Here is a 21,612-nt window from a genome sequence, read left to right on the forward strand (position 1 = left end):
AAACCACCGGTCTTTCTTAAGTGGCTGTTTCGGAGTTCAGTATTTATTCCCGAACTCCGAAAATATTTCAAAATTAAATGGAGATTTTTTCCAATACCAAGCTGCCAATTGAATAGCCCGCGCCAAAGGAGCAGATAATTCCCCGATCTCCGACCTGCAAGTCATCGCTGTACAAATTAAACGCGATAACTGAGCCGGCACTTGCCGTGTTGGCGTAGCGGTCCAGAACGATGGGCGCGCGTTCAACGCTTGCATTGTCACCCATTAGCTTCTTGGCGATCAGGTTGTTCATATTGATATTGGCCTGATGGAGCCAGTAGCGGCGCACGCTGTGAGGATCAGTGTCCGTCTCTTGCAGGTGGGCTTCAATATGAGAGGCCGCCATGGGGCAAACTTCTTTAAATACCTTTCGGCCATTCTGGCGGAACAACTTACCGGGACCAAATGGGTCCACATCGGCGGCGCGAGCGGTGTAGCCAAAGTTCGAACGGATATTGTTGGAGAAAACGGTTTTCGCTTTGGTGCCGAGAATTTCCCAGGCGCTTTCGACAGTACAGGTTTCTCTGCGCTCGATAATGCTGGCTACGGCTACATCGCCAAAGATAAAGTGGCTGTCTCGGTCGGTGTAATCCACTTGTGGTGAGGCCAGCTCGGCATTGATGACCAGTACAGTTTTGGCTGAGCCTGAGCAGATCGCATCCACCGCACGCTGAAGTGAGAAGGTGGCTGAGGAGCAGGCCACTTCCATATCAAAGGCAAAACCATCGATATCCAGTGCACCTTGGATTTCAATAGCAATAGCGGGGTAGGCGCGTTGCATATAGGAGGCTCCGACAATGACCAAATCAATGTCAGACGCCTGCTTACCGGCTTTCTCCAGGGCTAGTCTGGCGGCCTTTAAACCCATTTCGGCTTGTACACTTAGCTCGTCATCTGCGCGCTCGGGAATAAGGGGGCGCATGCGCTTCGGATCAAGGATGCCATCGCGGGTCACCACATAGCGGCTCTTAATGCCCGAGGCCTTCTCGATAAATTCTGCAGAAGAGAAAGGTTTTGCTGCGCGCTCACCGGCCTCGATCTCTTGAGCATGCTCAAGATTGTACTGCTCGGCATGGGTGTTATAGGCATCTACTAACTCTTCATTGCTAATAGATTCCGGTGGGGTCCACAGGCCTGTGCCGCTTATGACAATGCCCCGTGGCAACTTGTATTCACTCATCGCTGAATTCCTGGCCCGCGACAACAGAAATGCGGGCAATTTAGTCGCTGTTAGAACCTTAGCAGTGCTGGCAGAAGAGGGACTGAGGCGCCAGAACGGCAAGGTAAGCTATTGTGACGTTGGGGTGACTATGGGTCTATTTGTAGTCGCGCCGAACAGTCATGGCGTTCTGGCCAAAACGAAGGCGCTGACCTGTTTTGCCCCGGCTGTGAGTAGCTGGCGAGTGATGATTTCAAGGGTCGCTCCCGTGGTTACAACATCGTCTACCAGGCCGATATGGGCACCCGATATTTCTCCGCGCACGGCAAAGCTGTCAGACAGGTTTTTCAGCCGTTGGTTGCGGCTGAGTTGAGACTGGGTTTTGGTGGAAGTTGTTTTGCGCAGTAGTTGCAGATCTACTGGCAGGCACCAGTTTTGCCCCAGACCACTGGCAATAAGTTGAGCCTGGTTGTAACCGCGTTGCCAATAGCGACGCCAGTGCAGAGGAACCGGGGTAAGTATGTCAGGCATATCCTCTGGAAGCCCCAATTGGCGGGCAGCTAGCTGTATAAGGCTGTGTCCGGCGGCCAGGTCCCGGTGGTATTTGAAATGTTGGATTAAGTGGTTGATTGGGTAAGCGTATTGCCAGGCAGCGCTGATCTTCTTTAAGGCGGGTGGCCTCTGTAAACAGGCCGCGCAAATATTATCTTTTGCCGCCGCCAAGGGTAGGGCGCAGTAGCGGCAACCACGGCCTAGCGCCGGTAGTTCCTGAGTGCAGGCAGAACAGATTCCAACCTCTCCCGATGCTCCGCCGCACAGCAGGCAGCGGGCCAGACTTTGGGCAAGTTTTCTACTGAAAAGCTTGTAAACCATATTGTCTCTTCCGAGTTGACAGCGGTTTGGCCGTGGCTAAACTGGCCAGTCTGGTGGATTGAACGGCAGACGCTGAATTAGGGCTCGCTGATCGATGCCGCTAGAGCCTGTTAACAGGCTGTGAGTATCCGATTTTAATAAGCAACAGAGAGAGTACGCCCTGTGACTGCCGCCCAGCAAATGCCCGCCGCAGAGATCCGCCACGACTGGACCCGCCAGCAGGTACTGGACCTCTTCGCCATGCCGTTTAGCGACTTGATGTTTACCGCGCAGCAAGTGCACAGAGCTTATTTTGATGCCAATCGGGTACAGGTCAGTACCCTTTGCTCTATCAAGACCGGTGCTTGCCCTGAAGACTGTGCCTACTGTCCCCAAAGCGCCCGCTATGACACCGGGCTGGAGCGGGAAAAACTGATGAAGGTTGAAAAGGTGTTGCAGGAGGCAAGGGCGGCTAAGGCCGGTGGTGCTACCCGCTTCTGCATGGGGGCCGCCTGGCGCTCTCCCAAGAAAAAAGATATGCCTTACGTGACCCAGATGGTACGAGAAGTAAAGGCGTTGGGTATGGAAACCTGTATGACCCTGGGCATGCTAAATGATGATCAGGCCCAGGAGTTGGCGGATGCAGGCCTCGATTACTACAACCACAATTTGGATACTTCGCCGGAATATTACGGTGAAATTATTACCACTCGCACCTACCAGGATCGCCTGGAAACCTTGGGGCGTGTGCGCTCGGCGGGAATGAAGGTCTGTGCTGGTGGCATTGTGGGAATGGGTGAAGGCGACAAAGATCGCGCCGGATTATTGATGCAATTGGCGAACCTGCCGGAGCACCCCGAATCAGTGCCCATCAATATGCTGGTAAAAGTCGCAGGTACCCCACTGGAAGAACAAAAGGACCTGGATCCCTTCGAGTTTATTCGCTGCATTGCTGTGGCTCGTATCATGATGCCGAAATCCCATGTGCGCCTATCCGCCGGTCGCGAGCAGATGAGCGATGAGATGCAGGCAATGGCCTTCCTCGCCGGCGCCAACTCTATTTTCTACGGTGAAAAACTGCTGACGACCGCGAATCCGGAAGCTAACGAAGATATGCAGTTGTTCAGTCGCCTGGGTATTAAGCCAGAAGAGTATCAGCAGTACGCCGATGAGGCTAAGGTGGAAGCAAAATTGAACGCGCAGATCACCGAACAGCAAAATGATGCCTTCTTCTACGACGCGGCCAAATGACCCTGAATGAAGTCCTGCAACGGCGCCTCGCCGAGCGCCGCCAGCAGAATCTGTACCGGGAGCTAAAAACCCTCGATCGTGCACCCGGGCCGCGAGCCCGGGTCGATGGGCGGGAGCTACTGGTATTTAGCAGTAACGACTACTTGGGGCTTGCCAGCCGCGAGGAAGTCATCGCAGCACAGAAGGCGGGAGCGGAGTGTGGTGCAGGCGCCACAGCCTCTCACCTGGTTAATGGTCACCTGGATATTCATCACCGCTTGCAGCAGTGCATCGCCGAGGTAACCGGGCGAGAAGCGGCGCTGATATTCTCGAGTGGCTACATGGCGAATATCGGCACTATTTGTGCCCTGTTGGGGCGAGCCGACAATATTGTTTCGGACAGGCTTAATCACGCCTCACTGATTGACGGTGCCCGCTTGAGTGGCGCCAACAGTCTGCGCTTTGCCCATAACGATCTCGCTGGCCTTGAACGCCAATTGCAGCGCGCTACTAGCCGGGGTGGCGCTACTTTAGTAGCGGTGGATGGCGTTTACAGCATGGATGGTGATTTGGCCCCTCTGGCTGAGATTGCCACTCTGTGTAAGCAAAACAGCGCCTGGTTAATGGTTGATGAGGCCCACGGCTTTGGCGTAATGGGTAGCGAAGCATACCCACTGGCGGGCAGCTGTGCCCTGGCGGGGCTGTCCCAGGAACAAGCCCCGGTTGTGATGGGTACCCTGGGTAAAGCGGTTGGCAATGCCGGTGCCTTTATTGCGGGCTCCCGGTCACTGATAGATTTCCTCACCCAGTTTGCGCGGCCCTATATCTATACCACCGGAATGACGCCAGCAGTGGCTGCCGGCGCCCTGGCTGCTATCGAATTGATTCGCGATGAGCCTCAGTTACAAGGGCGCTTGCGGGTAAATATCGCTTATTTCCGCCGGGGGGCACTACAGCTCGGTCTACCTCTTCAGGCGTCAGCCAGTGCGATACAGCCGCTGGTGTTGGGCTGTGAAAACACTGTGATGGCGGTTGCCAGAGAATTGCAGGAGCGCGGGTTCCTGGTGGGTGCCATTCGCCCGCCTACAGTGCCGCCGGGCACTGCACGCTTGCGCATTACCCTGAGCGCGGCTCACCGGGCCGAGGATATTGATGAGCTACTAGGCGCGCTGCAGCAGATTTTGCAGGACGCAGGGGTACTGGATAAGTGACACGGGTTGAACACTTGGTTTTCCTGCATGGGTGGGGCGGGAGTGCAGACCTTTGGCAGCCGCTTGTAGAATCCCTGGCGCGTCGTACAGAAGTGCAACTCCACTGTATTGAGTTACCTGGATTTGCTACACAGGGTGCTGAAGACTGGCCCCCACTAGAAGCTTTGCTGCAGAAGCTTTACCAGCAACTTCCCTCTCGCTGTATCCTGGTTGGCCACTCCCTCGGCGGTATGCTGGCCGTTCGCCTGGCTTCTATAGCGAAGCAGGACAAAGTTCTGGGGTTAGTGACCATAGCTACCAATGCCTGCTTTGTGGAGCGAGATGGCTGGCTGGGCATGGCCGAGAGCACTTTCAAGGCATTTTTCGATGCTTTTACATCATCTCCGGAGAGTACCTGGGAGCGATTTTGCTCACTACAGGCAAGGGGGGATAGCGCCATGCGGTCTTTGCTTAAAGACCTTAAGGCACAAAAACCTCAAATAAATAGTGATGCCTGGCGGGGAGCATTGTGCTGTCTGGCAGAGTTGGATAACCGCCAATACCTGGAACGTCTGTCCGTGCCGGCACGGCACCTGTTTGGTGACAGGGATGCCCTGGTTCCCATTGAAGCTGCTCGGTCCATTGAGGCGTGTGGGGGCACCGTCAAAGTCATACCCGAGACGGGCCATTTACCCCATTGCACCAAGGCTGACATCGTCGCTGAATATCTATTCGAGCTTCTCGAGTCTATTGGGAATCCCCCGGCTGAGCCGTTTGATAAGGCTGCGGTAGCTCGCTCTTTTACCCGGGCAGCACAGGGCTATGATGATTGCGCCCATCTGCAGCGGGCAGTCTGCCGGCAACTGTTGGCCCAAGCCGATGACAGCTGGGCACCCCGTACGATCCTCGATTTGGGCAGTGGCACCGGATTCGGTACTGAACTGTTACGGCGGCATTTTCCTAAGGCGCAAATTATTGCCCTGGATCTGGCGGAGGGGATGCTGAAATTTGCCCGGACGCAAAGACCCGAAGCTGATGGTTACATTGCGGCCGATGCCGAACAGTTACCCCTGGCGGCGGGTAGTATTGATTTGGTGTTTTCAAGTATGGCGCTGCAATGGTGCTACCGTCTGCCGCAATTGTTTGCTGAGTTGCAGCGAATACTGACCCCTGAAGGGCGGTGCCTGGTTGCCACCCTTGGCCCTAAAACCCTGGTGGAATTGAAACAGAGTTGGGCCCAAGTGGATGGGGGTGTACATGTCAATCAGTTCCTGCCCGCCGAGCAATGGCGTGAAGCGGCACTGCACAGTGGTCTCAGCGGATTGGTTACGGATGAATTGCGCCTACTGCACTTTGATAGCCTGCGACGGTTGATGCGGGAGCTTAAGGGAGTGGGTGCACACAATATTAACCGGGCGGCGGATAAAGGTATGACCGGTCGCCGCAAACTGCAGCGCTTGTCCGTGGCCTATGAAAATAAGCGGGAAGAGCGTGGATTGCCGGTAACTTACGAGGTGATCTATATGAATCTCACCGCTTGCAGGGCAAAAAAATCCGGCTGACCTGCGCCTATCGCAACGCAGGGAGCCGGGTGCAAGATTGAAGAGATCAGGGGTAGATGTCGATAGGGATTGGCGTCTTCACCAGAGCCCAGATTTCGTCCATTTCGCGATTGGAGGCCACGGCGATACAACCATCAGTCCAGTTGGTGCGACGCAGATGTCTTTCCATGTAGGACCACTGGGGCTTGATACCGTGGATCATAATGTCACCGCCGGGACTGACCCCCATTTTGGCTGCCCGTGCACGGTCCTGCTTGTTGGGATAGGACACGTGGATTGAACGGTAAAAGCGGCTGTTGGGATTCTTCCAGTCCAGTGTGTAGCGGCCTTCAGGGGTGCGTTCGTCCCCCTGGCGAACCTTGTGTCCCCTGGGGTTATCGCCAAAAGACACGGTATAGCTTTTCACGACACGGCCGTCCCGTATCAGCTGCATGAGTTTCTTGGACTTATAAACTACGACGTGGTCAACGGGATCAACTTTCGCTGAAGCAAAGATTGGCACCAGTAGGAGCAGGGCAAAGGTCAAGTATCGCATGGTCTTTAAGCAGTTCGGGTAGTTGTCGGTTATTTCGCAATGACACCGCATCCCTGCTGTCTGTCCCCTTTAAAAGGGGGTTATTGTGTGAGCGCAACCCCGTGCCTTCTTATCGATGTACGGCTTGACTTGTTCAAAATTTGCGCTACCCGGTTAATTTATCACCATCTAAGTGGCGTGAAAAGTCACGTCATGAAAAAAGTTAACTTTTATTGGAGGAGGGGGTTAGGCCTTGGCAAAAACCTATTTTATCGCCGGTACTGACACCGAGGTCGGCAAGACATATGTGAGCGCCGCACTGTTATCGGCAGCGGCGGAGGCAGGCTTGCAAACGGCGGCAGTGAAGCCTGTGGCGTCTGGATGTGAGCACACGGATGATGGCCTGCGCAATGAAGATGCCCTTTTGCTCCAGGAAGCGATGACTCTGAAGCTGCCCTACCAGCAAGTAAACCCTTTTGCCCTGGAGCCCGCTATTGCTCCGCATATAGCGGCCGCAGAGGTGGGTAAGCAGTTAAATGTTGCGCGGATGGCTGGCGTCTGCCGGGGAGTGATGTCTGCAGGGGCCGACCTGGTTTTGATCGAAGGTGCTGGTGGCTGGCGCACACCTCTGGGCCCTAGGAGTTTTCTGTCCCAGTTGCCCCGGGAACTAAACCTACCGGTCATACTCGTGGTGGGCATGCAACTTGGCTGTATCAACCATGCATTACTCACAGTAGAGGCAATCCGCTGTGATGGGCTTCCGTTAGTGGGTTGGGTAGCCAACTTTGTACGTGGTGAGGGTATGGCTCGCGCAGAGGAGAATCTGCATACCCTTAAGGCTCTACTGCCGGCTCCTCTTCTAGGCTCTCTTCCATTCGATAGCGCCGCGAACTATCGCAATGCTGCCCAGTACCTGGATATCGATAGGTTAATTGCCCAAGCCGATCACTGATGGGGCGGTAGGGTAAGGAGAAGGCGCAAAATGCTGTCCTTAGAAGGTGATATTACTAGGCCTGATTATATCTGATTTAAAAAGCTAGTTCGTAGGGCGATATCATTTTCCAGAAGTTGGGCGATATTTCGTGTGTCATCGATACCGGAATGCAGTCGCCCTTTAAATTTAAGCCCCGATAGTTTAATAGCCTTGGCTAGGTTGACGCGGTGTCCTTTATTGTCAGCGAATATTTGCTTCACATTAATGTGAGGCAGGTACTGTAAGGGGTTTGCTATTTCCTTTCTGCCTGTTTCCATGTGCAATTGCCATGCATCAAAATTTCCCCAGCTGCCCCATGCGGCTAATTCATAGTCGGAAAGCCAATCTTTGAATTTATCCAGTACCCCGGGTAACAACGAGGCCTTATCAACCTGCTCCTGAGTAATACCCGTTAATTCGGTACAAAATAGTGTCAATTTCCTGTGAAGAAAGGGTTTTACGTAAAGCTGCCTTTCATCTAATTGAACAAAAGCTTTTTGTGTCAAACTTCCCAATATCGCACCCAACTCTATGATTTCGGCTTCTTCTGGAGGGAGGGGCGGCTCTTTATCACAAGTACATTCGAGATCAACCAAAAGGATACAGGTTTGATTTTTCATCGTTAATTGAGAAGTTTTTTGTAAGAATATTCATGACAATGTTTAATTTATAGTCTATGTAGTTATTCGGATAAAGCTGGCGTGATTTTCTCTAATTTTTCATTATTTCCTAACTCGGTTATTGCAGTTACTGAATTTGCGTTATTGATTTATTAATTAGGGAAACAAAACGCGCACCAAAAATTTGTATCGTCCAGCAGTAAAAAGTAGATGGATATACTCTTATGGGGATATCTCTTTGATTGGGGTTGGGAAATTGACTACGAATGAGCATACAAATGGCTGGCAACCACCGATTCTTGAAGATCCCAGCAGATACTTGAAACTAGCAAATAATTCTTGGTTTAACTTGCTGGTAGATTTGCAAGACATACTTACTCGAGAGACAGCAATGTTCTGGCGAGGCCAGGGAATTGGAACCGTTCACTTACCTGTTACGACTGGTAGTATTTCGAGCCCAGTTGGGCTGGGAAGTGACTCAATTCCTGTGAGTATTCAATTAAATGGTCAGGAAACATATCTAGCCGACTCCATGCAGTTTCAGCTTGAGTTGTGTTGTCGAATGAAGCCTCGGGGCGCTTATTATCTAATGCCGTCATTTCGTGGGGAGGACTGGGACGCTACACATCTCTGTCAGTTTATGCACAGCGAGGTAGAAATTAGTGGCGACTTGGATGAGGCTATGTCTTTGGCTGAAGGATATATCCGTGCGCTCAGCAAAGCGATGCTTAGGGAGCAAGCTGAGTCGATTACACGAGCAGCCGGCAGTCTAAGTCACTTAGAGTCAGTGGCAAACGGAGATTTAACTTTTAATTCTGTTACTTTTGATGAGGCCGCCAAGCTTCTTCAGGACAAGCCTGAGTTTATCGATAAAACTGATTACGGGCGAAATCTTACTAGAGCGGGAGAACGAGAGCTTATCAGAACTATTGGCCCCTTTGTTTGGGTTACCAAGTGGGATCATGGGGTTGTTCCCTTTTATCAAGCCATGGATAAAAATGGCTATAGCGCATTAAATAGTGATCTCTTATTTGGGTGTGGCGAAGTGGTCGGTTGTGGCGAAAGACATGTTGACGATTTGGCTGTTCTCACAGCTATGAAGGTGCATGGGGTAAATCCAGAATCCTATAAGTGGTATACGAATATGAAGCGGGTTTATCCATTGAGAACTGCTGGGTTTGGCATGGGTGTTGAACGATTTTTAATGTGGGTGCTCCAACACGATGATATTCGGGATCTCCAGATATTGCCTCGCAGAAACGGATTTGAATTGTCACCATGAGCTCTTCCGATAGGGACCCTTCAAGTTACAATATTTCTAAGCAGGTAAGAATAAGCTCATTGGGATTACCTGAAGATAAATTGCCTCAGCACTTACGCCCCATATTTTCATTTATCAACTCATGGGCAAATGGACAAGATGCACCAGTGACTATAACTATTGGTGGAAGCATCGCATCTGGCGAAGCCGATGCTTTTAGTGATTTGGATGTCACGGCAGTCTATATGTCGACTAATCCACTCAATAGGGCCAGAGCTGAATTTGAGCAGATGTTCACACAGCATTTTAATATTTGCGTGACATTCTCTGCTGTGCATGCGGGAATTCCAAGTTTACTTGTTTTCTACACTCGAAAAGATGACTGGATTGTAAAGTTAGATATAAGCTTTTTGTATTGTGCAGATCCACCTTGCTGTATCCCAGAACCATTCATCGTCTTGCGTAAAGATATTCCTATCAGCCAAAACACCATGTCTGGTGCGAAATCAATGTCAGTGCAGGAGATTATCCCGCGCTACTGTGGCTGGCTTTGGTATACATTTGCAAAAATTAAAAGAGGTGAAAATTTGGCGGCTTGTGACTCTCTCGCCTTTACACGTAAACATGCCATTATTCCACTTATTCAACAGGCTACAGGTGTTAAATTACAAGGGGATCGGCGATTAGAGCAGCGATTGCCGACCGACTGGGTAGAACAACTTCATAACACTCACCCTCGTACTTTGAAGTCTGAGGATCTTTATTTGAGTCAAGCTAGCCTTCATCAAATTTTCCTGCGAGCGGTTAATGAAATAGGAAAGTCTGATTTGTTACTAGAGGGGCAAAAATATAATCAGCTTATTGATGTGTTACGACGGCAGGGGCTAACCATTGACTGGCCTGAATAATGATGCAGTGTCGGTAAACTTTGGACGCTCTGGGCATAAGCCCAGAGAAACAATGTTTGAAATGAAAAGTTCACGCTATCAACATGAATAACAGGTTTTATCCTAAGCTAATACCGGGAAAGGCGATAGCAATATATTCACCCTCTTCAAATGTAGCAAGTAAATATCCTGACCGATTAATTCGGAGCGTTAAAGCCTTGGAGCGAACCTTGAATACAAAGGTTGTACTGCCGGAGCAGGTGTGCTTTTCAAGAGGGTTTACGGCAGGGACTGCATTGGAGCGGGCTCAGGCGCTTGAGAGTTTATTACTCGATCACTCGATTGCGGGAATCATGTGCTCAATTGGAGGATTTAACTCAGCTGAAATATTAGAACACTTGAATCGAGATATTGTTTGCCGACACCCCAAAGTGTTAATTGGCAACAGCGATGCGACAGCCTTGATTTTAGGTATTTATAGTTTGAGTGGATGGACTACTTATTTTGGCCCCACACTGTTACCTCAGTTTGGCGAATACCCACAGCCTTTTGCTTTTACGGACGAGAACCTTTTTTCTGCCATCGGTAATAATGAGACCTTGACAGAGCTAAGAGATCCTGCTGCATGGACTCGTGAATTTACGGACTGGGGTGAAAGTCCGCAACGTCGTCGTTTGATGGAAAAAGACAGTCACCGAATAGTTTATCGAGAAGGGCTGGGTGAGGGGATATTGTTTGGAGGGAATATAGAGACGCTAAATATGCTTGTGGGTACGCCATATCTTAATATCCCCTCAGATATTATTTTTTTCTGGGAGGCCCATGCTGAAGAAGCGCGACTAGAGAGGGTTCGTCGTGCCCTTACCCATTTGCGTCAATCAGGGATACTCTCTCACGTTAGAGGTATGCTTATTGGACGCTCGCCATATTGCACTGATATAGCCGGCGTCACGCTAAAAGATACGGTTCTTGAGGCTTGTGCGGATTTCGACTTTCCAATAGTGGCGAATCTAAGCTTTGGGCACACAGATCCCATGTTGACTTTGCCAATCGGTGTTTTGGCTAATGTTTGTGTAATGAAAGGTAGTGAGGCCCGTATCACAATTGTCTAACTTACTTTTATCAAAACAGGGATGCCCATGCGGTTATTGCTTGAGTACCCCGGGGGAGAGGTCGCAATTTATTGTCTGCCAAAATGATGTTGCGACCGCACTAATACCGATACGGCCGAGAATTAGGGGGAATGTGGTGGTGGTGCCTCACGTCTATCATACGGATTTTTCCACATTCAATCAGAGTGAGTTCCGCGATCTATTTAAGTGTGTCAGGGAGTCTACTTTTGCAGTAGAAAACCTCTATGATCCGGATGGCACCAATGTCTGGTGTGATTGGGGGGAAATTACGGGGCGATCCTATCTTCACTTAGTTTGGGAGATTGTCCCCAGGAGTGACAGGAAAGCGGGTAGAAAATATCGCTATACGGATATTTTTTCGTGTCCGCAATGGAGTTCGCCGGAGAGGGCGAAGGAAGCTGCACGTCTACGCGGTGCTCTCAATTGCTCGAAATAGCCCCTATTATAAAACGATCATAACTTGTATTGAGTTTGCTGTGCCTTATACGTTTCGAGTTCGAAGGCCGTGCCCGCTATGTACACTGATTCATTCGAATGTTCCGCTGGTAAAGGAGATGAAGCACGCTTGCCTGGCGGTAAATCCGAGGCAGCGCAGTAAAGGCGCATTGTTAGTAATCCCTTCTTTGCACACGAATCATTTTACCGCTTGTGACTCGGTAGTTTTATCAGATGTCAGCAATTTGATCCTAACGGGTGTTGATATTCTGCGAGAGGCATTTCAGCCAGATGGTATTCATACATTCTGCAATTCCGGAGTGTCCGCAGGCCAGTCTGAAGATCACATGCATGTGCAAATCATCCCGCGATATGCAGATGAGCCCTATTCATTTGTACCCAGTGATGAGATTCCACTATTAGCTGAGGATAAGTTAGCCGAACTCGTCAGCGTTCTACTGCGAAGGAGCGCCAATGTAGACTAGCAGCAGTTTTTTCAGCCGGCTCTAGTGAGCGGTACAGCACCCATTCAACAGATTGTTCCCACTCTTTAGAACTGAGTGCTTGTCAGGTTCCTCAAAGCCCGAGACTGTTGACATTAGGGCGCTTCGGCCCTAGATTCAAACGAGCGTTTGAAACACTTGAATGAGGACCGGGAGCATGGCCGACTATAAGGCGCCACTAAGGGAGATGAACTTCCTACTTCACGAGGTATTTGCTGCGGAAAAACTCTGGGCGGAATTGCCCGGGTTGGCTGGAGCGGTAGATCGTGAGACCGCAGATGCGATTCTCGAAGAGATGGCCAAGCTGGCTGCCAACACCCTGGATCCGATCAATCGCACTGGCGACGAAGAGGGCTGCCAGTGGAATGACGGTGTGGTGACCACGCCGAAAGGCTTTAAAGAAGCCTATGCCACCTTCTGTGAAGGCGGCTGGGGTGGACTGCTGGGCAACCCGGAATACGGCGGCATGGGTATGCCGAAAATGCTGGGCGCTCAGGTTGAGGAGATGATCAATGCTTCAAATATCTCTTTTGCACTCTACCCGGTTCTGACTAACGGCGCCTGCCTGGCAATTGATGCCCACGCCAGTGATGCGCTGAAAGAAAAATACCTGCCCAAGATGTATGAGGGAACCTGGGCTGGTGCCATGGGCCTTACCGAGCCTCACGCCGGTACAGACCTGGGTATTATCCGCACCAAGGCCGAGCCCCGTGGCGATGGCAGCTTTAGCATTAGCGGCAGCAAGATCTTTATCACCGGCGGTGATCAGGATCTGTCCGAAAACATAATTCACCTGGTATTGGCAAAATTGCCAGACGCACCCAAGGGACCGAGAGGCATCTCGCTGTTCCTGGTGCCCAAATACAAGGTGAACGAAGACAACAGCATCGGCGAGCACAATGATGTGAACTGTGGCTCGATCGAGCACAAAATGGGTATCAAGGCCTCCGCTACCTGTGCGATGAACTTCGACGGCGCCCAAGGCTGGCTGGTCGGCGAGGAGAACAAAGGACTCGCGGCCATGTTTACCATGATGAACTACGAGCGTCTGGGTGTCGGTATCCAGGGCCTCGGCGCTTCAGATCGCTCCTATCAGAATGCTGTTGAATACGCTCGCGACCGTATCCAAAGCCGCTCTCCAGCGGGCGCCAAGCAGCCGGAGAAAGCCGCAGACCCCATCATTGTGCACCCGGATGTGCGCCGTATGCTGCTTACCCAAAAAGCTTTGGTGAATGGTGGCCGCGCCCTGTCCACTTACGTGGCCAAGTGGTTGGATATTTCCAAGTTCGGCGAGGGTGAAGAGAAAAGGAACGCGGAGAATATGGTTGCCTTGCTGACCCCGGTAGCCAAAGCCTTTACTACCGATATGGGATTGGATTGCACGATCCTCGGTCAGCAGGTCTTCGGTGGCCACGGTTATATCCGCGAATGGGGCCAGGAACAGTTGGTACGCGATGTGCGTATTACCCAGATCTATGAAGGAACCAATGGTATCCAGGCTCTGGATCTGGTGGGCCGTAAGACTGTAGCCACTGGCGGTGCTCTATTCGAATTGTTTGCTGCAGATGTACAGGGCTTTATCGATGCCCAGATTGATCGAGAGGAAATGGCAGAGTTTATCCAGCCGCTCATCGCTGAGATGCAACGCCTGCGTGAAGCAACTGAGAATATGGTTGCCGCCACTCAGCAAGACCCCCACGCACCGGGTGCGGCTTCTGTAGAGTACCTGCACCTGTTCGGCTACGTCGCTTACGCCTTTATGTGGGCGAAAATTGTGTCTGCGGCGCTGCCGAAAGCGGAGGCGGATAGCTTCTACAACGGCCAGATAAAGACAGCGCGCTTCTACTTTGCTCGCCTGTTGCCACGCACCCAGGCATTGGCCGGTAGTGTCAATGCAGGCAGCGCTAGCTTGATGGACTTGGAGGAAGAGCTGTTCTAACAGCTCCCTGCGAAAGTGTTAAAAAGCCCCGCATTGCGGGGCTTTTTTGTGGAGCTGTAGAAAGCTTTCTCCTAAACTCAGGGCACAAAAATAACGAGCGAAAGTGCCCATGTTAGATCCCTCCGAAAAGAAACTCTCCGATGAAGACCAAGCCAAGGTCGATAAATACCTGCAGTCCGGCATCAACAGTGTCGAACGCAAGCCTTTCCGCCCCTGGGTACTGTTACTCGGCTTGTTAGCGTTATTGACCCTGCTATCGTTGCTGAGCCTGTATATCGCCCAGACAAAAGGTATCGTTTAGCGCGGCGTGGAGCTTCCCAAGTGCTGGAGTAGCTGCCATTCATCACCGGAAACTGGCTGGATAGACAGGCGCCCCTGTTTTACCAGCACCATCTCAGCCAATTGGGGGGTGCCCTTGATTTCTGCGAGGGGCACCGGCCGTTGGAACTCACTTCGCCAGCGAATATCGACGCAGTACCAGCGCGGTTTATCCTCGCTGGCCTTGGGGTCAAAGTACTTGCTTTCCGGGTCGAACTGGGCCGGATCGGGGTAGGCAGAGCGAACCACTTCAGCGGTGCCCACAACTGCAGGCACCTTACAGGCACTGTGATAAAACAGCACGCCATCTCCTTCCTTCACCTTATCGCGCAAAAAATTGCGTGCCTGGTAATTGCGGATACCATCCCAGCGACCGCAACCGCCGGATTCGGCAGCGAGGTCCTGGAGGCTGTATTCATCGGGCTCAGATTTAAATAACCAGTAGGTCATGCGGCAGTTTGTCTCTTTGCTGCGCCGGTTGGTGTTTCGCCGGCTTTCGACGCCATTTAGTATGAAGCCGCTGATTAGTGTCAAATCGGCGCATAGATTTTTACCCAATAAGCGGGAGATTATGGGAAGCAAAACACTTCAGTGGCTCTCACAGAAGCTGGCCAGTCGTCGCTCACAGTACTGGGCCCTGCAGCTCTCTGGTTGGGGGGGCTATACGCTGTTGACCTTTGTGGGCAGTTTTTTCTGGGTGAATGACCACTGGATTCACTCGGGCTACATCATAGTTGCCACTACTGCGGGGGTTGTTCTCAGCGAGAGCATGCGCTTGGGTTTTCACCGCCTGTGGAGCAAGCCTCCAGCAATGCGATTGCTAGGCTCTTTACTGCTGGTGGTCATGGCGGCGGTGATTTGGGCTGCAATAAAATTCGCCGGCTCCCTGTGGCTTTATGGTCACGATGGTGATGAGCACCCGGCACTCCTGGCTATCTACTGGTTCACCTATTCATTTCTGATTCTGATGACCTGGGCGGCGCTCTATTACGGCATCAAATATTACCGCTCCTCTCAGGCCCAGCAGGAGAAGGCGCTGCGGGCGGAATCAATGGCGCACCAGGCTCAATTAAAAATGCTGCGCTACCAGTTAAATCCGCACTTCCTGTTTAATACGCTCAACGCAATCTCCACCTTGATCCTCGATAATGATGGGCGCACGGCCAACAATATGGTGACGCGCCTGTCTCAATTCCTGCGCCACTCCCTGGATAATGATCCTATGCAAAAGGTCACCCTGGCGAAGGAAGTTGAGGCGCTGATGTTGTATCTGGACATTGAAAAGGTGCGCTTCGCCGATCGCTTAGGGGTGAATTTGGATTTGCAGGGTGAGTCCCCCCAGGCCTTGGTGCCGAGCCTGCTGTTGCAGCCGCTGGTTGAAAACGCGATCAAATATGGGATTTCACAGCTGGAGTGGGGCGGTGAGATTGGCATCAAGTCACGGGTTTTCGCCGGCGAATTGTTGTTGGAGGTCAGCGATAACGGCCCCGGCATGTCGGAAGAAGAGCTGCGCCTGATTGGCAAAGGCTACGGAGTGGGCATTCGCAATACCTGTGAGCGCCTTAAGGCCCTTTACGGCGATGACCAGAGAGTGCGTTTCCGCAACCGCCCAGAGGGGGGCTTGTCGGTGAATATTCGTATTCCCTTTGAACAGGAATAAAGAGATGAGTGGAATAGAGACCCTGAGGGCGATCGTTGTCGATGATGAACCCCTGGCTCGTCGCGGATTGCGGCTGCGCCTGGAGCAAATGGCTGATATCGAGGTAGTTGCAGAGAGCGGCAATGGTCGCGATGCGCTGGAGAAAATACTGGAATTGAAGCCCGATGTAGCATTTGTGGATATCCAGATGCCCGGCGTAAACGGTTTGCAACTGGTCCAGTTGATTCCGGTGGACTCTCTACCTCATGTAGTTTTTGTCACGGCCTACGACCAGTATGCGGTAGAGGCTTTTGAAATCAATGCGGTGGACTACGTATTAAAACCCATCGAAGAAGAGCGCTTGGAGTTGGCTCTTACCCGAGTCAGGGAACAGAGAGCCAATGCTGATATCGCTAACCAACGAGAGCAATTACTCGAAGCTGTTGCCGACCTGACCAAGGAATCCCCTGAGGTGCTGGAGCAGAAGCTGGTTAGCGGGCAATTTGCCGGCAGTGCCTATCCGGACAAAATTGCAGTGAAAGATGCGGGCAAAATAACTTTGGTGCCCTCCAGTGAAATCGACTGGATCGATGCTGCCGGTGATTATATGTGTGTGCACGCTCGGGGTGAGACCCATGTGATGCGTATCACCATGAAAGAACTGGAGCAGCAGTTGGACCCGAAACTTTTCCAGCGCATACATCGGTCAACAATCGTCAATTTAAGTCGGGTAAGGGAAATTCGTGCCCATATTAATGGCGAATACCATCTGGTGTTAGATAGCGGCGAGTGTTTAAAAATGAGCCGCAGCTATAAAAATAAAGTCCAGCACTTCCTCTGATCCATAAATTTTTTATGGCTCTCAGTTGAGGCAGCAAAGCAGATGGGTTTTCCACTGTAACGCTGCCTCTTAAGGCATAGATTTCATTTTGTGAATTTTTATTTTCTTTCCGGCGAATAAACGGGCTCTTCATGGCCTGATCGAATTTTCCTGGCAACTAGTCGCAACTGCCTTGTAAGGAATTCATATTCCGCTAGCCTTCAGTCCCAATAAAAAACTGGGGCTGAAGTAATGGCATTAACACGCGCCGCTTTAAAAAATCCCGCTGCTGCGGGGGTCGCAGTGGTTATGGCTGTTCTGCTTGGAGCTTTCCTTGCCAGCCAGCTGCCGGTTCAACTTTTCCCCGATATCGACAATCCTCGTATCGCTATTCAGGCGGGCTGGAGAGCGGCCGCACCGAAAGAGGTGGAAGCGGAAATTGTCGAGCCGATCGAATCCGTATTACAGGGCCTTACCGGTCTGGAAATGATGCAAGTCAACGCGGGTCGCGGCGGCGCCTGGGCAAATCTGGAATTTGCCATGGGCACCGATATGAATAAGGTGCTAATTGACGTTATCAGCCGTATGAGCAGCCTGCCGCCACTGCCTAGGGATGCGGAGCCACCGCGAGTAATGCTGGGTGGCTGGGGTGGCGATGCCACAGCACTGACCTATTTCTTTCTGCAAAAATTACCTGATAACCAGAATAACCTGGATGACTACGCTGGCCTGATCGAAGATGTACTGCGCCCGGAGTTGGAGTCGGTGCCCGGGGTTGCCAGTGTCCAGGCCCAGTCTGGGAGTGCGGCACAGGAAGAGTTACAGATTATTTTTGATCCCTGGAAAGCAGCTGAACTGGGAGTAGAGCTGCCTACAGTGAGTCGGCAGCTGGCGTCTGCCAGGGATGTCTCCGGCGGATTTACAGACGTGGGGCGGCGTCGCTATACCCTGCGCTTTGTCGGCGAGTATGAACCCAAAGACTTATCCGAATTAGTGTTGGAATGGCGCAATGGACAGCCGGTGCGCCTGGGCGATATTGCTGAGGTCAAGGTGGGGCCTTCAGAATCCCGCGGTGTCACCACGCAGAATGGCAACCCGGCAGTTTCTCTCCGTATTAACCGTACCAACAATGCCAATATGCTGGCGACTTTGGAGCGGGTTAAGCAAAAAGTCGCTGAGCTGAATGAAACTAAATTGAAAGCTGAGCAGCTTGTGCTGGTGCAATCATTTGATGCATCAGTATTTGTTTATCGGGCTTTAAACTTGCTCGGCGGTAATATGATTTTAGGTATCGTATTAGCTGTCGGAGTGCTCTGGTGGTTTATGCGACGCATGCGTGCGACCTTGATCGTTGCCGCAGCGATTCCAATTTCATTACTTTCGACCTTTGTGGTGCTGTCGGCCGCAGGCCGCAGCGTGAATGTAATTTCTCTGGCGGGACTGGCCTTTGCTACCGGTATGGTGCTCGATGCTGCGATAGTAGTGTTGGAAAATATTGTGCGCTTGAGAGAAAAAGGTCGGGGGGCAGAGGAGGCTGCGGAGCAGGGTGCGGGCCAGGTGTGGGGTGCACTGTTGGCCAGTACTGCGACAACCGTTGCGATATTCCTGCCGGTATTTTTCCTTAATAGCGTCGAAGGGCAGGTCTTCGGTGACCTGGCCCTGACTATTGCTGTGGCTGTAGTGTTTTCCCTGTTGGTTGCGGTGGCTGTGGTTCCCCTGGCTGCGCGTCTGTGGCTACCCTCTATCTCTACTGAAGACCGCCTCTCCCGAGTGTGGGAAAAAATAACTGCGCGGGTAATGGCTTTGACGAGCACAAGGACCCGCCGTTGGCAGGTGATCGGGGGGCTTTTATTAATGCCCATGGTTGCGACTTATTTATTCTTACCAAACCTGGATTATTTACCGCCGGTAAAAAGAGATGCAGTTGATGTGTGGATGAACTTCCCCGCATCCACTAATACCAGAACTTTAGAAACAGAAATCGTCAACGAGTTGGATAAGCGCATGGCACCCTACATGAGTGGTGAGCGCGAACCAGCCCTGAAGAACTACTACGTGATCACCTGGCCCAATGGCGGCACTATGGGAGTGCGGGTTAAGGATATGGATCAAGCCAAGGAGATGGAGAGAATCCTGCGGGAAGAAATCCTGGTGGATATTCCTGATTTCCAGGGATTCGCCGCCCGGGGTAATCTGTTTGGCCAATTCGGTGGTGACCGAAACATTGCTTTACATCTGCAATCCCGTGATGCCGAAGCATTGATGAGTGCGGCTGCCCTTGGGGTTGAGGTTGTTGAAGAGGTGATGCCGGGAACGCCGGTGCAGACCAACCCAGGCTTATCTTTATCAGAACCTGAATTGACAGTGCGCCCCAATGATCGCGCAATGCTGGAGCAGGGCTGGAATCGCCAGGATATGGGCGGATTGGTTCGAACGCTGGGCAATGGTCTCTATGTCGGCGAGTATTTTGACGGTGAAAAGCGCCTGGATATTATTTTTAAAGCGCAGCCCTGGAGTACTCCCGAACAACTGCAAAATACGCCGTTGGTAACGCCCCGTGGAGAAGTAGTGCCGCTCAGTCAGCTGGCCAGTGTGGAGCGGACTGTGGGGCCGGGCAGTTTGCGCCGGGTCGATGGTCGGCGCACTATTACACTGAATATAGTACCGCCGGAAGATGTGTCCCTTGAAGAGGTGCGCGCACAGCTAGAGGCGGATGTATTGCCGAAGATTCGCGAAGCTCTTCCCGCTGACGGGAGTATTTTGGTGGGAGGAAATGCCAGTGACCTGGATAAGGCGTTGGCTTCGCTTTCCAAGAATTTCCTGTTAGCGCTGCTAATTTTATTCCTGCTGATGAGTGCACTGTTCCGCTCCTTGCGGGATGCCTCTCTGGTATTGCTCACCGTACCCTTAGCGACAGTGGGCGGCGTGTTGGCGCTACAAATTTTAAACTTGATCGATTTCCAACCACTGGATCTGCTCACCATGATTGGCTTTGTGATATTGCTAGGCCTGGTGGTGAATAATGCTATTTTGCTGGTACACCAGACGCGAGCGGCAGAAATGGCGGGTAGCACTCGGGTCGACGCTGTAGAGCAGGCCTTGCGCCTGCGTTTGCGCCCTATTTTTATGAGTACCCTGACCAGCGTGTTTGGCATGTTGCCACTGTTGGTTGCTCCCGGTGAGGGCAGTGTTATTTACCGCGGCCTGGCCGCAGTGATTGTGGGCGGCATGGCAGTGAGCACGCTCTTTACCCTGGTTTTGTTGCCGGCATTACTGCAAACCGGCAGCCTGCCGCTACCCAAATTTACGGCTATGCGCGAAAGGTTTGCCCTGAGGAGTTCACAATGAAAAAATTACTCGCAGGTATCGTTTTATCTCTGAGTGCCAATGGCGTTTGGGCACAGGGCGATCCTATTGCGGTATTGGTGGATCGGGCCCAAGTTCGGGAAATTGCTCCGAGCCAGTGGTCTGCAGGTGAGGTGGTGAGCCGACGAGATATCCTGGTTTCTTCTGAACTGGATGGTGTGTTGGAATTTGTTGCTGAACCTGGCAGCTTTATTAAAAAGGGTGAGCGCCTGGCCGAGCTGGACAGTACTCATTGGCGATTACAGCTGCGCAACAGTGACAGCCGTATCGCACAATTGCGTGCGCGGTTGACCTATATGGATGCTCAGTTAAATCGACTGAGTAAGTTGGCGGAAACCAATAGTACCTCCCGAGCCGCATTGGAAGAGCAGCAGGCTGAGCGCGAGGCAATGGCTCAGGACCTGATTGCGGCTCAAATTGAGCGCGACCGACGGGCCTATGAATTATCTAAAACAGCCATTGATGCACCCTTTGATACTTTAGTGGTGAGCCGCGAATTACAGGCGGGAGAATATGTGCGCACCGGTTCGGAATTACTGCGAGCCCTGGATATGTCACAGATGGAAGTGGAGGCGGATATTCCCTTGACGGCTCTGCCGCTGATTCGCATCGGTGACACAGTGGCGCTGCGCAGTGATTCTGTCTCTCTGCCGGGAGAGGCACGGGTGGATGATCAATTATTTAGCGGCCGGGTACGTCAATTTGTGCCTGTGGCCAGCGATCGCTCCCGGCGAGTTAAGCTGATGGTAACTTTGCCACAGAGTGCGCCGGAGCAGTGGGACTGGATTGTCGGTATGCCGGTACAGGTCTCTGTGCCCATTGCGCAGGCGCAGGCCACCATGTCTGTGCCAAGGGATGCCTTGGTTTTAAGAAATGGCGATACCTTCGTATATCGAGTGGGCGAGGAGGATAAGGCTGAGCGATTATCTGTGCGTATCGGCAGTGGCGATGGTGAATGGGTGTCGGTAAGCGGTGATCTCACCAAGGGCGATCGTGTGATAGTGCGTGGTGCTGAGCGCTTGCAGCCTGGACAGGAAGTTAAAGTGCTGTCGGAAGTGGTGCGAGATAAAGAGCCATTACAGGCGGGCAGTGGCTAATTCCTGATTTTTCCTGAAGGCCTTCTGATCAAATACAGGGTGACTCGCTGCTTGTGATCGCCCTGGCCCTCCTAA

The 21,612-nt window shown here is 52.0% G+C and carries 19 protein-coding genes; 14 read left to right on the plus strand and 5 right to left on the minus strand.

Annotated features, from left to right (window positions below; genetic code table 11):
- Positions 1 to 73: 73 nt before the first annotated feature.
- Together ACJJIQ_RS22250 and ACJJIQ_RS22255 are read right to left on the minus strand one after the other, a co-directional pair.
- A complete protein-coding gene (locus ACJJIQ_RS22250; protein WP_445363069.1) occupies positions 74 to 1,219 on the minus strand; it encodes a beta-ketoacyl-ACP synthase III in 1,146 nt (381 codons plus the stop codon).
- Positions 1,220 to 1,378: 159 nt separating this feature from the next.
- The gene (locus tag ACJJIQ_RS22255; protein WP_413664189.1) at positions 1,379 to 2,071 is read right to left on the minus strand and encodes a ComFC family protein; all 693 of its coding nucleotides are present in this window, start codon (positions 2,069 to 2,071) and stop codon (positions 1,379 to 1,381) included.
- A 180-nt stretch (positions 2,072 to 2,251) separates the two neighbouring features.
- Here ACJJIQ_RS22255 and bioB point away from each other — a divergent pair, with 180 nt between their 5' ends.
- The 3 genes from bioB to bioC are packed head-to-tail and all read left to right on the plus strand — an operon-like array spanning position 2,252 to position 6,032.
- Positions 2,252 to 3,301 (plus strand): biotin synthase BioB, encoded by a 1,050-nt coding sequence (bioB, locus tag ACJJIQ_RS22260; RefSeq protein ID WP_445364845.1) that lies wholly within the window; start codon positions 2,252 to 2,254, stop codon positions 3,299 to 3,301.
- Complete coding sequence (gene bioF / locus ACJJIQ_RS22265; protein WP_445363070.1) at positions 3,298 to 4,491, plus strand: 8-amino-7-oxononanoate synthase; 1,194 nt, start codon at positions 3,298 to 3,300, stop codon at positions 4,489 to 4,491. Before bioB ends, bioF begins: the two co-directional genes overlap by 4 nt.
- Entirely contained in the window at positions 4,488 to 6,032 is a 1,545-nt protein-coding gene (gene bioC / locus ACJJIQ_RS22270; protein WP_445363071.1) for a malonyl-ACP O-methyltransferase BioC, read from the plus strand. Before bioF ends, bioC begins: the two co-directional genes overlap by 4 nt.
- A gap of 46 nt (positions 6,033 to 6,078) precedes the next feature.
- Here the strand turns inward: bioC and ACJJIQ_RS22275 are convergent, their stop codons facing one another.
- A complete protein-coding gene (locus ACJJIQ_RS22275) occupies positions 6,079 to 6,567 on the minus strand; it encodes a L,D-transpeptidase family protein (RefSeq protein WP_282934516.1) in 489 nt (162 codons plus the stop codon).
- 232 nt (positions 6,568 to 6,799) lie between these two features.
- Here ACJJIQ_RS22275 and bioD point away from each other — a divergent pair, with 232 nt between their 5' ends.
- The gene (gene bioD / locus ACJJIQ_RS22280) at positions 6,800 to 7,498 is read left to right on the plus strand and encodes a dethiobiotin synthase (protein WP_444926533.1); all 699 of its coding nucleotides are present in this window, start codon (positions 6,800 to 6,802) and stop codon (positions 7,496 to 7,498) included.
- 65 nt (positions 7,499 to 7,563) lie between these two features.
- On the opposite strand, the gene ACJJIQ_RS22285 is transcribed toward bioD, so the two are convergent.
- On the minus strand, positions 7,564 to 8,139 hold the full coding sequence (locus ACJJIQ_RS22285; RefSeq protein ID WP_444926534.1) for a 3'-5' exonuclease: 576 nt from the start codon (positions 8,137 to 8,139) through the stop codon (positions 7,564 to 7,566).
- A 361-nt stretch (positions 8,140 to 8,500) separates the two neighbouring features.
- Here ACJJIQ_RS22285 and ACJJIQ_RS22290 point away from each other — a divergent pair, with 361 nt between their 5' ends.
- From ACJJIQ_RS22290 to ACJJIQ_RS22315, 6 genes are all read left to right on the plus strand, one after another.
- Complete coding sequence (locus tag ACJJIQ_RS22290; protein WP_445364846.1) at positions 8,501 to 9,421, plus strand: amino acid--tRNA ligase-related protein; 921 nt, start codon at positions 8,501 to 8,503, stop codon at positions 9,419 to 9,421.
- A gap of 59 nt (positions 9,422 to 9,480) precedes the next feature.
- On the plus strand, positions 9,481 to 10,308 hold the full coding sequence (locus tag ACJJIQ_RS22295; RefSeq protein ID WP_445363072.1) for a hypothetical protein: 828 nt from the start codon (positions 9,481 to 9,483) through the stop codon (positions 10,306 to 10,308).
- 83 nt (positions 10,309 to 10,391) lie between these two features.
- Complete coding sequence (locus ACJJIQ_RS22300; RefSeq protein ID WP_413664197.1) at positions 10,392 to 11,399, plus strand: S66 family peptidase; 1,008 nt, start codon at positions 10,392 to 10,394, stop codon at positions 11,397 to 11,399.
- A gap of 575 nt (positions 11,400 to 11,974) precedes the next feature.
- Complete coding sequence (locus ACJJIQ_RS22305; protein WP_444934754.1) at positions 11,975 to 12,340, plus strand: HIT family protein; 366 nt, start codon at positions 11,975 to 11,977, stop codon at positions 12,338 to 12,340.
- Between the two features lie 175 nt (positions 12,341 to 12,515).
- On the plus strand, positions 12,516 to 14,297 hold the full coding sequence (locus ACJJIQ_RS22310; protein WP_445363073.1) for an acyl-CoA dehydrogenase C-terminal domain-containing protein: 1,782 nt from the start codon (positions 12,516 to 12,518) through the stop codon (positions 14,295 to 14,297).
- A 109-nt stretch (positions 14,298 to 14,406) separates the two neighbouring features.
- Positions 14,407 to 14,598, plus strand: coding sequence for a DUF3094 family protein (locus ACJJIQ_RS22315; protein WP_413664201.1), 192 nt, complete (start codon positions 14,407 to 14,409; stop codon positions 14,596 to 14,598).
- On the opposite strand, the gene ACJJIQ_RS22320 is transcribed toward ACJJIQ_RS22315, so the two are convergent.
- Positions 14,595 to 15,065, minus strand: coding sequence for an EVE domain-containing protein (locus tag ACJJIQ_RS22320; RefSeq protein WP_445363074.1), 471 nt, complete (start codon positions 15,063 to 15,065; stop codon positions 14,595 to 14,597). The two genes, ACJJIQ_RS22315 and ACJJIQ_RS22320, sit on opposite strands and share 4 nt — an antisense overlap.
- 121 nt (positions 15,066 to 15,186) lie before the next feature.
- On the opposite strand from ACJJIQ_RS22320, the gene ACJJIQ_RS22325 reads away from it, so the two are divergent.
- From ACJJIQ_RS22325 to ACJJIQ_RS22340, 4 genes are all read left to right on the plus strand, one after another.
- Complete coding sequence (locus tag ACJJIQ_RS22325) at positions 15,187 to 16,275, plus strand: sensor histidine kinase (RefSeq protein ID WP_282934512.1); 1,089 nt, start codon at positions 15,187 to 15,189, stop codon at positions 16,273 to 16,275.
- A gap of 4 nt (positions 16,276 to 16,279) precedes the next feature.
- The gene (locus ACJJIQ_RS22330) at positions 16,280 to 17,095 is read left to right on the plus strand and encodes a LytR/AlgR family response regulator transcription factor (RefSeq protein ID WP_445363075.1); all 816 of its coding nucleotides are present in this window, start codon (positions 16,280 to 16,282) and stop codon (positions 17,093 to 17,095) included.
- Between the two features lie 231 nt (positions 17,096 to 17,326).
- Positions 17,327 to 20,422 (plus strand): efflux RND transporter permease subunit, encoded by a 3,096-nt coding sequence (locus ACJJIQ_RS22335; protein ID WP_444926540.1) that lies wholly within the window; start codon positions 17,327 to 17,329, stop codon positions 20,420 to 20,422.
- Positions 20,419 to 21,537, plus strand: a complete 1,119-nt coding sequence (locus ACJJIQ_RS22340; protein ID WP_445363076.1) for an efflux RND transporter periplasmic adaptor subunit — start codon at positions 20,419 to 20,421, stop codon at positions 21,535 to 21,537. Before ACJJIQ_RS22335 ends, ACJJIQ_RS22340 begins: the two co-directional genes overlap by 4 nt.
- Positions 21,538 to 21,612: the final 75 nt, after the last annotated feature.

The organism is Microbulbifer maximicatervae (SeqCode), assembly GCF_052468295.1.

Excerpts from the sequence above, each read along its gene's own strand:
- ACJJIQ_RS22320 (WP_445363074.1), bottom strand. The coding sequence starts at position 15,065 with ATGACCTACTGGTTATTTAAATCTGAGCCCGATGAATACAGCCTCCAG.
- ACJJIQ_RS22325 (WP_282934512.1), top strand. The coding sequence starts at position 15,187 with ATGGGAAGCAAAACACTTCAGTGGCTCTCACAGAAGCTGGCCAGTCGT.
- bioF (WP_445363070.1), top strand. The coding sequence starts at position 3,298 with ATGACCCTGAATGAAGTCCTGCAACGGCGCCTCGCCGAGCGCCGCCAG.
- ACJJIQ_RS22330 (WP_445363075.1), top strand. The coding sequence starts at position 16,280 with ATGAGTGGAATAGAGACCCTGAGGGCGATCGTTGTCGATGATGAACCC.
- ACJJIQ_RS22335 (WP_444926540.1), top strand. The coding sequence starts at position 17,327 with ATGGCATTAACACGCGCCGCTTTAAAAAATCCCGCTGCTGCGGGGGTC.
- ACJJIQ_RS22300 (WP_413664197.1), top strand. The coding sequence starts at position 10,392 with ATGAATAACAGGTTTTATCCTAAGCTAATACCGGGAAAGGCGATAGCA.
- ACJJIQ_RS22255 (WP_413664189.1), bottom strand. The coding sequence starts at position 2,071 with ATGGTTTACAAGCTTTTCAGTAGAAAACTTGCCCAAAGTCTGGCCCGC.
- bioB (WP_445364845.1), top strand. The coding sequence starts at position 2,252 with ATGCCCGCCGCAGAGATCCGCCACGACTGGACCCGCCAGCAGGTACTG.
- ACJJIQ_RS22340 (WP_445363076.1), top strand. The coding sequence starts at position 20,419 with ATGAAAAAATTACTCGCAGGTATCGTTTTATCTCTGAGTGCCAATGGC.
- ACJJIQ_RS22275 (WP_282934516.1), bottom strand. The coding sequence starts at position 6,567 with ATGCGATACTTGACCTTTGCCCTGCTCCTACTGGTGCCAATCTTTGCT.
- ACJJIQ_RS22310 (WP_445363073.1), top strand. The coding sequence starts at position 12,516 with ATGGCCGACTATAAGGCGCCACTAAGGGAGATGAACTTCCTACTTCAC.
- ACJJIQ_RS22250 (WP_445363069.1), bottom strand. The coding sequence starts at position 1,219 with ATGAGTGAATACAAGTTGCCACGGGGCATTGTCATAAGCGGCACAGGC.
- ACJJIQ_RS22315 (WP_413664201.1), top strand. The coding sequence starts at position 14,407 with ATGTTAGATCCCTCCGAAAAGAAACTCTCCGATGAAGACCAAGCCAAG.
- ACJJIQ_RS22305 (WP_444934754.1), top strand. The coding sequence starts at position 11,975 with ATGAAGCACGCTTGCCTGGCGGTAAATCCGAGGCAGCGCAGTAAAGGC.
- ACJJIQ_RS22285 (WP_444926534.1), bottom strand. The coding sequence starts at position 8,139 with ATGAAAAATCAAACCTGTATCCTTTTGGTTGATCTCGAATGTACTTGT.